This window comes from Pantoea sp. Ap-967 (genome assembly GCF_011752565.1).
Taxonomy (GTDB): domain Bacteria; phylum Pseudomonadota; class Gammaproteobacteria; order Pseudomonadales; family Pseudomonadaceae; genus Aquipseudomonas.
In genome coordinates this window covers 226,900-240,369 of the sequence record NZ_VWXK01000003.1, presented here as the reverse complement: position 1 = coordinate 240,369, position 13,470 = coordinate 226,900, and the positions used below count along the sequence as shown (strand labels likewise).

Annotated in this window: 15 protein-coding genes; 4 read left to right on the top strand and 11 right to left on the bottom strand. The window is 63.4% G+C overall.

The genetic code is table 11. The features are described from left to right. The first annotated feature begins 38 nt into the window (after positions 1 to 38). Positions 39 to 1,229, top strand: a complete 1,191-nt coding sequence (locus F3J45_RS05440) for an O-antigen ligase (protein WP_167058475.1) — start codon at positions 39 to 41, stop codon at positions 1,227 to 1,229. Here F3J45_RS05440 and F3J45_RS05435 read toward each other — a convergent pair. From F3J45_RS05435 to F3J45_RS05420, 4 genes are all read right to left on the bottom strand, one after another. Then, positions 1,226 to 2,137, bottom strand: coding sequence for a glycosyltransferase (locus F3J45_RS05435; RefSeq protein ID WP_304623188.1), 912 nt, complete (start codon positions 2,135 to 2,137; stop codon positions 1,226 to 1,228). The genes F3J45_RS05440 and F3J45_RS05435 overlap by 4 nt on opposite strands. Positions 2,138 to 2,354: 217 nt before the next feature. After that, positions 2,355 to 3,197 carry a 3-deoxy-8-phosphooctulonate synthase gene (gene kdsA / locus F3J45_RS05430; protein ID WP_167058472.1) on the bottom strand — a complete coding sequence of 281 codons (843 nt, stop codon included), beginning with the start codon at positions 3,195 to 3,197 and terminating at the stop codon, positions 2,355 to 2,357. A 36-nt stretch (positions 3,198 to 3,233) separates the two neighbouring features. Beyond that, positions 3,234 to 4,073 (bottom strand): lipopolysaccharide kinase InaA family protein, encoded by an 840-nt coding sequence (locus tag F3J45_RS05425; protein ID WP_167058469.1) that lies wholly within the window; start codon positions 4,071 to 4,073, stop codon positions 3,234 to 3,236. A gap of 146 nt (positions 4,074 to 4,219) precedes the next feature. Continuing rightward, complete coding sequence (locus F3J45_RS05420) at positions 4,220 to 5,221, bottom strand: NADP-dependent oxidoreductase (RefSeq protein ID WP_167058466.1); 1,002 nt, start codon at positions 5,219 to 5,221, stop codon at positions 4,220 to 4,222. Between the two features lie 169 nt (positions 5,222 to 5,390). Here F3J45_RS05420 and F3J45_RS05415 point away from each other — a divergent pair, with 169 nt between their 5' ends. Then, positions 5,391 to 6,152: an SDR family oxidoreductase gene (locus F3J45_RS05415; protein WP_167058463.1), complete on the top strand. Its 762-nt coding sequence runs from the start codon at positions 5,391 to 5,393 to the stop codon at positions 6,150 to 6,152. A 501-nt stretch (positions 6,153 to 6,653) separates the two neighbouring features. Here F3J45_RS05415 and F3J45_RS05410 read toward each other — a convergent pair. Then, complete coding sequence (locus tag F3J45_RS05410) at positions 6,654 to 7,844, bottom strand: benzoate/H(+) symporter BenE family transporter (protein ID WP_167058460.1); 1,191 nt, start codon at positions 7,842 to 7,844, stop codon at positions 6,654 to 6,656. 145 nt (positions 7,845 to 7,989) lie between these two features. Here F3J45_RS05410 and F3J45_RS05405 point away from each other — a divergent pair, with 145 nt between their 5' ends. Further along, positions 7,990 to 8,592, top strand: coding sequence for a glutathione S-transferase family protein (locus tag F3J45_RS05405; RefSeq protein WP_167058457.1), 603 nt, complete (start codon positions 7,990 to 7,992; stop codon positions 8,590 to 8,592). Between the two features lie 69 nt (positions 8,593 to 8,661). Here the strand turns inward: F3J45_RS05405 and F3J45_RS05400 are convergent, their stop codons facing one another. From F3J45_RS05400 to F3J45_RS05380, 5 genes are all read right to left on the bottom strand, one after another. Continuing rightward, positions 8,662 to 9,027, bottom strand: coding sequence for a glutaredoxin (locus tag F3J45_RS05400; protein ID WP_167058454.1), 366 nt, complete (start codon positions 9,025 to 9,027; stop codon positions 8,662 to 8,664). A gap of 58 nt (positions 9,028 to 9,085) precedes the next feature. Next, entirely contained in the window at positions 9,086 to 9,631 is a 546-nt protein-coding gene (gene folE / locus F3J45_RS05395; RefSeq protein ID WP_167058452.1) for a GTP cyclohydrolase I FolE, read from the bottom strand. Positions 9,632 to 9,701: 70 nt separating this feature from the next. Next, positions 9,702 to 10,262 carry a Smr/MutS family protein gene (locus tag F3J45_RS05390; RefSeq protein ID WP_167058450.1) on the bottom strand — a complete coding sequence of 187 codons (561 nt, stop codon included), beginning with the start codon at positions 10,260 to 10,262 and terminating at the stop codon, positions 9,702 to 9,704. A gap of 125 nt (positions 10,263 to 10,387) precedes the next feature. Next, positions 10,388 to 10,708, bottom strand: a complete 321-nt coding sequence (locus F3J45_RS05385) for a hypothetical protein (RefSeq protein WP_167058447.1) — start codon at positions 10,706 to 10,708, stop codon at positions 10,388 to 10,390. 90 nt (positions 10,709 to 10,798) lie between these two features. Beyond that, entirely contained in the window at positions 10,799 to 11,389 is a 591-nt protein-coding gene (locus F3J45_RS05380; RefSeq protein ID WP_167058444.1) for a cysteine hydrolase family protein, read from the bottom strand. A 179-nt stretch (positions 11,390 to 11,568) separates the two neighbouring features. Between F3J45_RS05380 and prmB the strand changes: the two genes are divergently transcribed. Then, entirely contained in the window at positions 11,569 to 12,477 is a 909-nt protein-coding gene (gene prmB / locus F3J45_RS05375; protein WP_167058442.1) for a 50S ribosomal protein L3 N(5)-glutamine methyltransferase, read from the top strand. Positions 12,478 to 12,568: 91 nt separating this feature from the next. Here prmB and F3J45_RS05370 read toward each other — a convergent pair whose 3' ends face one another. Beyond that, positions 12,569 to 13,357: a hypothetical protein gene (locus F3J45_RS05370; RefSeq protein ID WP_167058439.1), complete on the bottom strand. Its 789-nt coding sequence runs from the start codon at positions 13,355 to 13,357 to the stop codon at positions 12,569 to 12,571. Positions 13,358 to 13,470: the final 113 nt, after the last annotated feature.

The following is a 13,470-nucleotide window of genomic DNA, read 5'->3' as shown; positions in this document are numbered from 1 at the left end:
ATGGGTGCGCCAAATCTCCATTTGCAAGAGGACGCTAGATGCAAACTGATGCACTGACCGCTTCTCCAGCTCAACGATGGGGTGCCCTCATCACGCGCTACGTGTTGCCGCTGGGCTGGCTGTCGATCATGACGGGCATGTTCTGGGTTGGCGACCGGGCGCTGTACCACAAGCTTTTCTACATCCTGCTGGCTGCACCCACGCTGGTGGCGCTGATCCTCCAGCCACGGGTCGCCAAGGCGCTGTTCAGCAACCCGCTGTTCATCGCTTTCCTGGTGTTCAGTGCCTACACCATGCTCACCGTGGCCTGGGCCGATACCGAAAACTCGTTGGGCAGCTTGCTCAAGCGGCCGCTTTACGTGGCCATGCTGCTGATGTCGGCGGGCATGATCTGCCTGCAGTCACCGCCGCTGTTCCAGCAATGCGTGCGCCTGGCGGCGGTAATAGCCGCGCTGGCCACGGCCCTGATGCTGGCGTACTTCGCCTACCAGCCAGACGCGAGCGGGCGCTTCACCGGCTATGGGGCGTTCTACAACCCGCTGCTGACGGCCCACGTGCTGGGCACCTTCGCTGCCATCTGGTTGGTGATATGGTTCCAGGGGCCGCGTGTGTTCAACCCGCTGGCGCTGGCGAGCCTGGCGGTATTGCTGGTGGCGGTGCTGGCCACCGGCTCTCGAACCCCTCTGGTAGGGCTGGCCGCAGCTTTAGGCTGGTTGCTGATGGTCGGTGACCGGCGCCGTGGCTTGCTGGCCGTTGGCTTGGTGGTGCTGGGCCTGGTGGGCGGTGCCTTGGCTTACCCCGAGGCGATCCTGCAGCGCGGTGTGTCCTACCGCCCGGCCATCTGGATGGAGTCGCTGCGCCAGATCGGCCAGCACCCGTGGTTCGGCCATGGCTACGACACGCACATGACCGTGATCATCCCAGGCCTTGAGCAGACCTTGGCCGACCCGCACAACATCGAACTGGGCGTGCTGTACGCCGGTGGCATCGTCGGGTTGGTGCTGTGGATGGCAATCTATGGCCTGGCCATGCACTTCTGCTGGCGCAACCGGGCGCAGCCCTTCGTGATGCTGGCCGCCACCTGGATGATCTTCGGCTTCGCCTCGGGCCTGACCGAAGGCAGTGCGTTCATGTCACGCCCGAAAGAGCATTGGTACCTGATCTGGATGCCGCTGGCGCTGGTGTATGGCCAATGGCTGTTGCAACAGGCGCGCCAGCGCCTGGCTTAAGACCACACCAGGCGCCACAGGCCGCGCAAGGTCTTCCTGTTCCAATACTTCACCGGGATGTCCGAAAGGATTTCCCGGGCGAGTGGCTTGTCCCGGTTGGCGTACTTGAGCAGCATGGAGTTGCGAAAGCGCATGCACACCTGTTCGTAGCTTGGGTGGTCGCTGAAGATCGCGTAGGTCTTGAGTACGTTGTCGATCATGAAGCGGCCGTTCTTGAAGGTGTTGGTGGGGTGGTCGCGGTATTGCGCCAGCACCTCGCCCAGCACATCGATGTAGTAGCCGGCGTGGGCAATCGACAGCTCGATGTACACATCCTCCAGGCGGATCTGGTCATGGAACCCGCCCACTTTCTCCAGCGCCTCGCGGCGTAGCATCAAGGTGGCCGCCATCGGCCCGGGCTTGCGGTCCAGGAACAGGTCGTCGAAGTCCAGACGGCGGAAGGGCAGGTTGCGGTTGCGCTGCTCGCGGGCGCCCATGACCTTGCCGTCTTGGTCGATGGTTTCGATGTTTGCCGAGCAGATGCCAACTTCCGGTTTGCCTTGCATGTAGGCCACCTGGGTGGCGATACGGTGCGGGACCATGATGTCGTCAGAGCCGAACGGCACGATCAGGTTGCCCTTGGCGCGGGCGATCGCCTGGTTCAGGGTGCGCGCCAGGCCCTGGTTGGCCTGCAGCTTCAGGTCGAAGCCATGTTGCTGCTGCAGCTGTTGCAGCAGGCGGGGACTGTCGTCCTTGGAGCCGTCGTCGATGACCAGCAGCTCGATGTTGTCGTAGGTCTGGTTGATGACGCTGAGGATGCTTTGCTCGATGTACCTGGCATGGTTATAGGACGCTATGATCACGGTCACCAGGGGTGACTCATTGGCAGGGTGTTCGGCGTGCATGTAGAAGCCTCTAAACAGGGTCATCGCTGCATTCATTCATTGCAGCTCACTTATCGCCTTTTTGCTCAAGCTTGAGGCTCACGGTCGGCAGTATTTGCCAAGGGTACTGCAAGCGCCGGGGCGGCGCGACCATTGGGCCCCTGGCGTAGCACGTTGTTACGCTCTGCGGGCAATTTATACCTATCACATGATGAAAAGGCCGACACGCGGGTGCGTGCCGGCCTTTTGGGCGGGCGGTCGATCAGGCGATAGTCAGGGGTGGGAATGACTTCACCAGGTCGTCCAGCGCCTTGATCTGCGCCAGGAACGGTTCCAGCTTGTCCAGCGGCAGGGCGCTTGGGCCATCGCACTTGGCTTGGTCGGGGTTCGGGTGGGCTTCCAGGAACAGGCCGGCCAGGCCAACGCCCATGCCGGCGCGTGCCAGGTCGACCACCTGCTCGCGGCGGCCACCGGAGGCGGCGCCCGACGGGTCGCGGTTTTGCAGGGCGTGGGTCACGTCGAAGATGATCGGCAGGTTGTCGCAGGTGCGTTTCATCACGCCAAAGCCGAGCATGTCGACCACCAGGTTGTCGTAGCCCATGCAGGTGCCGCGGTCGCACAGAATCAGCTGGTCGTTACCGGCTTCCTTGAACTTCTGCACGATGTTCTGCATCTGCGACGGGCTGAGGAATTGCGGCTTCTTGATGTTCACCGGCTTGCCGGTTTTGGCCAGGGCCACCACCAGGTCGGTCTGGCGTGCCAGGAAGGCCGGCAGCTGCAGCACGTCGACCACTTCGGCCACCGGGGCGCACTGGTGAATTTCATGCACGTCGGTGATGATCGGCACGCCGAACTCGGCTTTCACCTTTTCAAAGATGCGCAGGCCTTCTTCCATGCCGGGGCCACGGTAGGAGTGGATCGAGGAACGGTTGGCCTTGTCGAAGCTGGCCTTGAATACGTAGGGGATGCCCAGTTTCTCGGTTACCCGAACGTACTCGGCGCAGGCGGTCAACGCCAGGTCCTCGGACTCGAGCACATTGATGCCGCCGAACAATACGAACGGGGCGGTGTTGGAGCATTCGATAGTCTGGGTGATCTTGATCATTTTCTACTCTGTGAAGTCATGGGTAGCCATGACGCTCTACCAGCGGCTTTCGAGCACACCACTGGTGAAGATTTCCCGGCGCTTCAAGCGCCCGATTTCTTCATGCTTGGCGAGCGCATACACCCGGTTGAAAGCGGCGCGTTGCACATCCGGGAAGTACTCGGCGAGCGCGCATTCTACCGCAGCATCATAGTCCGCTTCGGTGATGTAGCGGTAGATTTCTCGAAAGTAGAAAAAACCGAACTGAAAGCCCAACGTTTCGCTCAGGTAGTCGGTAGGCTCCGAGAAGCTGTTCTCCAGGTCGATCGCCTGGGCTTCGCCGCGCTTGGGTAGCATGACGTTCGCCGCCCACAGGTCCATGTGGGTAATACCCTGGGCGTGCAGGGCATGCAGCAGCTCGAAGGTTGCCCGTATCACGTGGTGTACGGATTCCGGCGCCTGGCGAACGGTGCTCATGCCGTCCACGTGCCCGGTCAGCAACTCGGTAATCAGGATGAAGTCTTGCATCAGGCCGAGTTTCGAGCGGCGGTAGCCGAAGCCTTTCAGCGCGGGGACGCGGGCGCCGCGCCTGGCTGCTTCGTGGGTGTTGATCAACTCTTCCAGCGACCAGTCGTACATGCCGTTGCGCTTGGGGCTGCCACGCTGCATTCGCCATTTCTTGCGCAGCGAGTCGAGTTGTTCGCGTTTGGTGAACAGTTTGCTGGCAGAGCACGCCAGCGGCGCGCTCACCCGTTTGGCTGCAGGCGTTTGCTCAACCAGTTGTTCGAGCGCCTTGCGGGTGTGGGCCGGGATGGGAGACTGAAAGTGCAGGGTGGTGTCGCGAAGCTGCACGGTGTGAGGGAATTCGTCCTGCCATTGCTGTGTATTACCTACCACGCATCGTCCTTGTAGTGCCAAAAAGCCATAATCATTGGATCCAATGATACTGAGTTTTCACAATTTCACTACAATTTATTCACAATTGATTAATGCCTATTTGCTAGCAACCGAGGAGCCGGCAGGGGCTCCCCGGTCGCAAGGGGTCAAACTTTCAGCACCAGTTTGCCGAAGTTTTCACCGCTGAAGAGTTTCAGCAACGTCTCGGGGAAAGTTTCCAGCCCCTCGACCACATCCTCCTTGCTCTTGACCTTGCCACTGGCCAGCCAGCCGGCGATTTCCTGCGCGGCCTTGCCATAGTCCTTGGCATGGTCCATTACCACGAAGCCTTCCATGCGTGCGCGGTTCACCAGCAGCGCCAGGTAGTTGGCCGGGCCTTGCACGCTCTCCTTGTTGTTGTACTGGCTGATTGCGCCGCAGATGACGATGCGCGCCTTGAAGTTGATGCGCGTGAGCACGGCGTCGAGGATTTCCCCGCCCACGTTGTCGAAGTACACGTCCACGCCTTTGGGGCACTCGCGTTTAAGGCCTTCGAGCACGTTCTCGGCTTTGTAATCGATCACCCCGTCGAAGCCCAGTTCGTCCTTCAGGTACTGGCATTTCTGCGCGCCGCCGGCAATGCCGACCACGTGGCAGCCCTTGAGCTTGGCGATTTGCCCGACGATGCTGCCCACCGCACCGGCGGCGCCGGAGATCACCACGGTATCACCGGCCTTGGGCTGGCCGACGTCGAGCAGGGCAAAGTAGGCGGTCATGCCGGTCATGCCCAGGGCCGACAGGTAGCGTGGCAGCGGGGCCAGGCGCGGGTCGATCTTGTGCAGGCCCTGGGGTTCGCCGGTGAAGAAATCCTGCACGCCGAGGGCGCCGCTAACATGATCGCCAGGCTTGAAGTCGGGGTGCTTGGAGGCAACCACTTCACCAACGCCCAGGGCCCGCATCACCTGGCCGAGCGCCACGGGCGGGATGTACGACTTGCCCTCGTTCATCCAGCCGCGCATGGCCGGGTCCAGCGACAGGTACAGGTTGCGCACCTGCACTTGGCCGTCTGCCGGCGCTTCGGCAGGCACGCTCTCAAAGGTGAAGTCGTCGCGGCGCACCGCGCCCACCGGGCGTTTGGCGAGCAGGAAGCGGCGGTTGGTCTGGGTCATGGCAGGGGTCCTTTGTGGGCTGAACGGTCAATTTAACCTGCTTATGCAGGCGGGTCCGTAAAATCACTGGTAAGCATGGTAGCTCAACCGCTGCCCTGATGATGCTGCCCTGCCGGGCAGCCGGGTGGCTAGACTCAGGCCGGTATCCCATCCCCTTCAGGAGCAGACGATGAGCATGACCTTTTCCGGCCAGGTAGCCCTGGTCACCGGTGGCGCGGCGGGCATTGGCCGGGCAACGGCGCTGGCCTTCGCCGGCGAAGGGCTGAAGGTGGTGGTGGCCGACCTCGACCGGGTGGGCGGTGAAGCAACCGTGGCGCAGATTCGCCAAGCCGGTGGGCAGGCGCTGTTCGTGGCCTGTGACGTGACCCGCGATGCCGAGGTGCGCCAGCTGCATGAACAGGTCATCAATGCTTATGGGCGGCTGGACTATGCCTACAACAACGCCGGCATCGAAATCGAACAGGGCCGCCTGGCCGAGGGCAGCGAAGCGCAGTTCGATGCCATCATGGGCGTCAACGTCAAGGGCGTGTGGTTGTGCATGAAATACCAGCTGCCGTTGCTGCTGGCCCAGGGTGGCGGGGCGATCGTCAACACCGCCTCGGTGGCGGGCTTGGGCGCGGCGCCGAAAATGAGCATCTACAGCGCGTCCAAGCATGCCGTGATCGGGCTGACCAAGTCGGCGGCCATCGAGTATGCCAAGAAGGGCATTCGCGTGAATGCGGTGTGCCCGGCGGTCATCGACACCGACATGTTCCGCCGCGCCTACGAAGCCGACCCGCGCAAGGCCGAGTTCGCCGCCGCGATGCACCCGGTGGGGCGCATCGGCAAGGTCGAGGAAATCGCCAGCGCGGTGCTGTACCTGTGCAGCGATGGCGCGGCCTTCACCACCGGCCATTGCCTGACGGTGGATGGCGGGGCGACCGCCATCTGAGCCAACGGCCTCCGCGCGGCGCTAATCATAACTGTCTGATTTAACGGAATATCCTGTAGGAGATCATCCAGCCCTGCAGGCTGTGCTGTCGCGCAGGGAACATTGCCAGCCGCCGCGCCGCAATGCGTGAGTGTCCAAAATGCGATACGCGAACACCACCGATTGACCTACACCGCAACCCTGGCCTGCCGAACCAGCGCCCATCTCCAGGCCAGCGCCGCCCCGGTAGGAGCGAGCACAGCTCGCGATGGGGCGCGCAGCGGCCCCAGGTCTTCAGCTTCGCAACTCATCACGCTGGGGCTGCTTTGCAGCCCATCGCGAGCTGCGCTCGCTCCTACCGGGTCCTGTGGGGGCAGGCGACGCGGTGGATGGCACCGGCTACGCCGGTGTTCGCGGCGGTTCGACGCCTCGACAAGCCCGCTCCCACCGGATTCATTTTTAAATCAGATAGTTACGATTTTTTCCATAGGAGCGGGGTTACCCGCGACGGCGATAAAGGCTTCAGGCCTTGCGCGGGCTAAGTATCACCAAGGTCACCACCCCCGCCACAATCCCCCAGAACGCCGAGCCAATCGAAAACAAGGTAAACCCGGAGGCCGTGACCATGAAGGTGATCAACGCTGCCTCCCGCTCACGCGCCTCGCCCATGGCCACGGTCAGGCCGTTCATGATCGAACCAAACAGCGCCAACGCGGCAATCGACAGCACCAGCTCTTTGGGCAAGGCCGCGAACAGCGCCGCCAGGGTGGCGCCGAATACCCCGGCAATGCCATAGAAAATCCCGCACCACACGGCCGCCGTATAGCGTTTGCGCGGGTCTTCATGGGCATGTGGCCCGGTGCAGATCGCCGCGCTGATCGCCGCCAGGTTCACCCCGTGCGAGCCAAACGGCGCCAGCAGCAAGGAAGCGAAGCCGGTGGCCGAAATCAGCGGCGAGGCGGGCACCTGGTAACCGTCCGCCCGCAGCACCGCCACGCCGGGCATGTTCTGCGAGGTCATGGCCACCACGAACAGCGGAATACCGATGCTGATGGTCGCAGCCAACGAGAAACTGGGCGTGGTCCACACCGGGGTCGCCACTTCCAGCGAGAAGCCGCTGAAGTCCAGCAGGCCCAGCACGCCCGAGAGCAGCGTACCCACCAGCAACGCCGCCAGCACGCAGTAGCGCGGCGACAGGCGCTTGACCAGCAGGTAGCTGAAGAACATGCCCAGCACCAGCAACGTGCGGTGCTGGGCGGCAACGAAGATTTCGCTGCCGATCTTGAACAGGATGCCGGCCAGCAGGGCAGAGGCCAATGACGCTGGAATGCGCTTGACCAGGCGCTCGAAGCTGCCGGTCAGGCCGCAAATCACCACCAGCAACGCGCAGGTGATGTAGGCGCCGATGGCCTCGGGGTAGCTCACCCCGCCCAGGCTGGTAATCAGCAGCGCCGCCCCTGGCGTGGACCAGGCCACGGTGATCGGGGTGCGGTAGCGCAATGACAGGCCGATGCTGCACACCGCCATGCCGATCGACAGCGCCCAGATCCACGATGAAATCTGCGCCGACGTCAGGCCGGCAGCCTGGCCGGCCTGGAACATCAGCACCAGCGAGCTGGTGTAGCCGGTGAGCATGGCGATGAAACCGGCAACTACCGCTGAAGGGGCACTGTCTGCCAGGGGCCGCAGGGGGGCGGAGGTGGCATCGGTCATGGGAGGGGTCCTTGTCCATGTGTAAGCATTTTTTTCAGCCTAACGCGGGCGGCATCTATCGTTGCCATACAGCAGGCATTGCTTTTAGCCGTACAGTCGCCAACTATTGGGCACAATTGCGTAACTGCACGGGAGGGGCGGGGCGATGTACAAGGTCTATGGCGATTACCAGTCGGGCAACTGCTACAAGGTCAAGCTGATGCTCAGCCTGCTGGGCCGGCCGTATGAATGGCAGCCGGTGGATATCCTCAAGGGCGAGACCGAAACACCCGAGTTCCTGGCCATGAACCCCAACGGCAAGGTGCCGGTGCTCAAGCTTGAAGATGGCACCTGCCTGTGGGAGTCCAACGCGATTCTCAACTTCCTCGCCGACGGCAGCGAGTACCTGCCCAGCGAGCCGCGCCTGCGTACCCAGGTGCTGCAGTGGCAGTTCTTCGAGCAGTACAGCCACGAGCCGTACATTGCCGTGGCGCGGTTCATCCAGTTCTACCTGGGCCTGCCAGACGCGCGCGTGGAGGAGTACCGCAAGCTGCACAAGGGCGGTTACAAGGCGCTGAAGGTGATGGAGCGGCAACTGCAGATGACCCCGTACCTGGTCGGGGAGCAGTATTCGATTGCCGATGTGGCGTTGTATGCCTACACCCATGTGGCCCACCAGGGTGGCTTCGACCTTGGCGATTACCCAGGCGTGCGGGCCTGGTTGGCCAGGGTGGCCAGCCATCCGCGGCATGTGCCGATGGTTGAGTAGGCGGGCCTGGCCTTTTCGCGGGGCAAGCCCGCTCCTACAACAGGGGCTTGTTCCGCGAAAAATTGGCGCTTAGGCGAAGCGCTTGTCCAGGTAGGCAATGATGGCCTTGGACTCGTACATCCAGGTCACCTTGCCTTCCTCCTCGATGCGCAAGCACGGCACCTTCACCCGCCCGCCACCTTCGAGCAGCGCCTGGCGGTGCACCTCGTCGTTCTTTGCGTCGCGCAGCGCCACCGGCACGTTCAGGCGGTGCAGGGTGCGGCGGGTTTTCACGCAGAACGGGCAGGCATGGAACTGGTACAGCGCGAGGCCCTTGGCCTCCTGCTCGACACGCGCCTGGGTCGCCGCATCGCGCTTGCGCTTGGCCGGGCGGCTGATCCAGTCGCCGAACACGATGAGCTGGCCAAGGCCAACCCGCAGGGCTTTGACGATCATGGGCTACTCCTGAAATGAAAAAGCCGACCCCAGGGGGCCGGCTTGGGTCACGCGCCGATCACTTGATCAGGCTAAGGAACTCGCTGCGGGTGGAGGCGTTCTCACGGAACTCACCCAGCATCACCGAAGTGAGCATGCTCGAATTCTGCTTCTCGACACCGCGCATCATCATGCACATGTGCTTGGCTTCGATCACCACGGCAACGCCTGCGGCGCCGGTAACCTGCTGGATGGCCTCGGCGATCTGGCGGCTGAGGTTTTCCTGGATCTGCAGGCGGCGGGCGAACATGTCGACGATCCGCGCTACCTTGGACAGGCCCAGCACCTTGCCCTTGGGCAGGTAGGCCACGTGGGCCTTGCCGATGAACGGCAGCATGTGGTGTTCGCACATCGAATACAGCTCGATGTCCCGGACCAGCACCATCTCGCTGTTGTCGGAGGTGAACAGGGCGCCGTTGGTGACTTCTTCCAGCGTCTGCTCATAACCGCGGCAAAGGTACTTCATGGCCTTTGCAGCCCGTTTGGGCGTGTCGACCAGGCCCTCACGGGAGACGTCCTCGCCAAGTTGGCTGAGGATCTCGGTGTAGTTCTGTTCCAGGGACATGTATCTACCTGTGGGTAAAAATCGCAAAAAAGAAGGGTACGGCGACGCGGGCGGCGCTGCAAGCGCGGCGTTACTCGTCGCGGCCCTCCATCATGGTTCGCTTTAGCATCACGTACACCGCGCCGGTGCCGCCGTGGCGGGCCTGGCACGAGGTGAAACCGAGCACCTGCGGGTGCTGGCGCAGCCAGGTGTTGACGTGGCTTTTGATCATCGGGCGCTTGCCGTCAAGGCGCGCGGCCTTGCCATGGGTTACCCGCACGCAGCGCACTTCAAGGCTTGTGGCCTCGGCAATGAAGGCCCACAGGGTTTCGCGGGCCTTCTCCACGCTCATGCCGTGCAGGTCGAGGCTGCCCTCGAACGCGATCTGGCCGAGCTTGAGCTTGCGGATCTGGGTTTCCTGCACGCCGTCGCGGCGCCACATCAACTCGTCTTCGGCGCCGACGTCGATCACGAACTGGTCGGACAGGCCGTCGATCACCAGGGCCTGGCCGCTGCGCACGGTCGCGGCCTGGCGCAGGCCGGCCAGTTGCTGGCGGTCGGTTTTCGGTTTGCCCACGTCGGCGCGGTCGTGCTTGATCGGCTTGACGCCGCGCACTTCGGCGCTGAACAGGGAAAAATCGTCGTCTTGCATGGTGCCTCCACGTGGGCGGCGTAGTTTACGCGAGTGTGACCCGGCGTGCAGCTATGTGTCGCCAGTGCTGGCCCATTCGCGGGGCAAGCCCGCTCCTACAACGAAAGGGCCGGCAGCGCAAACCCCTAATCATGCTTTTTCATCAGGTGCGGCGACAGGTTCAGCTCGCGCCCACGGCGCAGGCGAATGCGGCTACGGCGCCAGAAGCGCACGCCGAAGTACAGCAACAACAGGCCCACCACCGCCAGGGTACTGGCCAGCGGCCGGTTGGCATTGAGTTCGGCCAGGGCTGCATAGTTGCCCAGCAGCCCGGCGACACCGGCCATGGCCAGCAACACGCCGAGCGTGGCAAGCAGGGCCGACAGCCCGGCGGCAATTCGGGCGCCCCAGTTGCGCGGTTGGCGCGGGCGCAGGCGTTTGGCGTCGAAACTGCCTTTTAGCTTCATTCCAGGTTCCTCTGTGAACAACCTGAATTCGACCTGTGCGCGGGCCGTCTGGTTCCGCCCGGCTGCCGGGCGGTCATGTGGCTACCTGCCTCAGATCAAGCTGGCGGTAGGGGCAACGCAGGCGAAGTTGTCGGCCATCACGGCCATTTCGCACTCGTGGATCTGCGCGGCGGGAATCACCCGGTCCTTCAGTGCCAGGTCGCGGGTGGCCGAGGCGTCTTCCACCAGGGTGCAACGGTAACCATAGTCCTTGGCGCGGCGCACGGTGGTGCTGACGCTGGAATGGCTCATGAAACCGCACACGATCAGGTCCAGGTGCCCCAGCGCCTGCAGGGTTTCATGCAGCTGGGTGTTCTTGAAGGCGTTGGGCATGCGTTTTTCGATGACGATTTCACCCTCATGCGGCTCAAGGCCCGGGATGAACTGGCCAGCCGTACCCTGCGGGTCGAAGCGCCCGCCAACGGTGCCGAGGTGGCGAACATGGATGATCGGACGGCCAGCCTTGCGGGCGGCGTCGAGCAACCGGGCGATGTTGGCCACGGCCTCGTCCATGCCCGACAGTTGCAGGGGACCACTGAGGTACTCCTTCTGCGCATCGATGATGATCAGGCTGGCTTGGCTCAGCTTGGCCGGCGGATAGTCGCGGCCAGTGAGGCGGAACATCGTGGTTGGAACAGACATCAAGGGCTCCTTGGAAGGGCTTTTGTATACCTATTCTCCCTTGCCTTGGCGCCAATGGGAATGGTTGACAACGCAAGTGGCGTGATTACTGGCCTGTGGCTATCCGCTGGGGCATTGCGCGGAAGAAATGTGCGGGTTGGGCTGTTAGACTTTTGTACGGTCTGAATTAGGAGTCCCCCGTGATCACATCTCGTCTGCGCACCCTGCGCGACCACATCCGCTGGGCGGTCAGCCGCTTCCACGAGCATGAGCTGTTCTTCGGCCACGGTGCCGACAATGCCTGGGACGAAGCCCGCCTGCTGGTGCTGGGTGCCGTGCACCTGCCTTGGGAAATCGCCGACAGCTACCTGGACTGCCAGCTGGAGGACGATGAGCGGGTTCGCCTGCAGCACCTGCTCAAGCGCCGTATCGAGGAACGCGTGCCGACCGCCTACCTGCTGGGCGAGGCGTGGTTCTGCGGCATGTCGTTCATCGTCGACGAGCGCGTGCTGGTGCCCCGTTCGCCCATCGGCGAGCTGATCGAGAAGCGCTTCGAGCCGTGGCTGGCCGCCGAGCCTGCGCGCATTCTCGACCTGTGCACCGGCTCTGGCTGCATCGGCATCGTTGCCGCTGAGGTGTTCCCCGACGCCGAGGTGGTGCTGGCCGACCTGTCGTTCGAGGCGCTGGAGGTGGCCAACCAGAACATCGAGCGCCATGGCCTGGACGAGCGCGTGTTCACGGTACAGGGCGACGGTTTTGCGGGCCTGCCGGGGCAGCGCTTCGACTTGATCCTGTCCAACCCGCCGTATGTCGATGCCGAAGACTTCGGCGACATGCCGGCCGAGTACCACCACGAGCCGGAAATGGGCCTGGCCTGTGGCAATGATGGCCTGGACCTGGTGCGGCGCATGCTGGCCGAGGCGGGCGACCACCTGACCGAGAAAGGCCTGCTGATCGTCGAGGTGGGCAACAGCCAGGTGCACGTGGAGGCGCTGTACCCTGAGGTGGACTTCGCCTGGCTGGAGTTCGAGCGTGGCGGGCATGGCGTGTTCATGTTGACCGCCGAGCAGTGCCGCCGCCACCAGGAACTGTTCAAGGCCCGCGTGTGATTCATCGCGTGCTGCGCTGGCGCCTACAAGGTGAATACGCCCCTTGGTAGGCGCGAGCGCAGCTCGCGAAGCGCCGCCCGCGGCGCCGTGTCTACCGGGTAGCAATCCAAATCAACAACCCGGCCTGGAACACCGCAAACGCCACCAGGCAGGTGATGGTAAAGCGCAACCCGCTGTCCTCACGCCGGTACTTGGCCACCCGCTCATCGCGCTCGCGCAGTTGCCCGTCTTTCTCCAGCAACTGCTGCTCGGCCTGCTGCAGCATGCCCGCCGCATCCAGAATGCCCACCAGCTGCAATTTCTCGCTGTTCCAGCCGGCCTTGAGCTGGCTCACTTGCGTATCGAGCGTGCGGCCCTTGAGGTGCTGCGCATCGGCGTACTCAACCTCGATGCCGCTGGCGGCCAGGAAACGGTCACGGCGCAGGCGGGTGTCTTCGTTCAGCGCGTCCTTGTTCGCCAGCGCCATGCCCTCGACCCGGTAGTTCGGCCACTTGCGCTGCAGCCATTGCACCGCCTGGCCCAGCAGGAAACGGCCGAGGCCGCGGTTGAGTGGTTCCAGCTGCAGGCCGTTGTCGCTGCCGATGCTGACCTGGCGCAGGGCATGGTCAACCCGCACATCCAACTGGTTCTGCTCCTTGCGCACCTTCTGCCCCGGCAGGCGGATTTCCATGCGCAACAGGCTGTGGGCCTTGTCGTGGCGCTCGGCGTAGGCGAACTCAACGAACCGCAGCGGCCGTGCGCCACTGTTGCGGTCGGTGGGCAGGGGCGCCAGGCGCACCAGCTGGAAGTGTTCAACGGCAAGGTCTGCCCAGGGCAGGTTGGACGGTTCCGGGGCTTGCGGCTCTTCGGCCGGTTCTACAGCGGCGGGGGCTTCGCTCATCAAGGCATGTCCTCAGGTACGGGCGGGCGCTGGCCAAGGCTGCCGTGCAGCCCATTCGCAGGCTAAACCCACCCCCCCTGTAGGAGCGGGCTTGCCCCGCGAATGGGCCGCAA

Bases quoted from the DNA above. Each gene is read 5' to 3' on its own strand.
- F3J45_RS05440 (WP_167058475.1), top strand. From the start codon at position 39: ATGCAAACTGATGCACTGACCGCTTCTCCAGCTCAACGATGGGGTGCC.
- F3J45_RS05435 (WP_304623188.1), bottom strand. From the start codon at position 2,137: ATGACCCTGTTTAGAGGCTTCTACATGCACGCCGAACACCCTGCCAAT.
- kdsA (WP_167058472.1), bottom strand. From the start codon at position 3,197: ATGATCAAGATCACCCAGACTATCGAATGCTCCAACACCGCCCCGTTC.
- F3J45_RS05420 (WP_167058466.1), bottom strand. From the start codon at position 5,221: ATGACCCAGACCAACCGCCGCTTCCTGCTCGCCAAACGCCCGGTGGGC.
- F3J45_RS05415 (WP_167058463.1), top strand. From the start codon at position 5,391: ATGAGCATGACCTTTTCCGGCCAGGTAGCCCTGGTCACCGGTGGCGCG.
- F3J45_RS05410 (WP_167058460.1), bottom strand. From the start codon at position 7,844: ATGACCGATGCCACCTCCGCCCCCCTGCGGCCCCTGGCAGACAGTGCC.
- F3J45_RS05405 (WP_167058457.1), top strand. From the start codon at position 7,990: ATGTACAAGGTCTATGGCGATTACCAGTCGGGCAACTGCTACAAGGTC.
- F3J45_RS05400 (WP_167058454.1), bottom strand. From the start codon at position 9,027: ATGATCGTCAAAGCCCTGCGGGTTGGCCTTGGCCAGCTCATCGTGTTC.
- folE (WP_167058452.1), bottom strand. From the start codon at position 9,631: ATGTCCCTGGAACAGAACTACACCGAGATCCTCAGCCAACTTGGCGAG.
- F3J45_RS05390 (WP_167058450.1), bottom strand. From the start codon at position 10,262: ATGCAAGACGACGATTTTTCCCTGTTCAGCGCCGAAGTGCGCGGCGTC.
- F3J45_RS05385 (WP_167058447.1), bottom strand. From the start codon at position 10,708: ATGAAGCTAAAAGGCAGTTTCGACGCCAAACGCCTGCGCCCGCGCCAA.
- F3J45_RS05380 (WP_167058444.1), bottom strand. From the start codon at position 11,389: ATGTCTGTTCCAACCACGATGTTCCGCCTCACTGGCCGCGACTATCCG.
- F3J45_RS05370 (WP_167058439.1), bottom strand. From the start codon at position 13,357: ATGAGCGAAGCCCCCGCCGCTGTAGAACCGGCCGAAGAGCCGCAAGCC.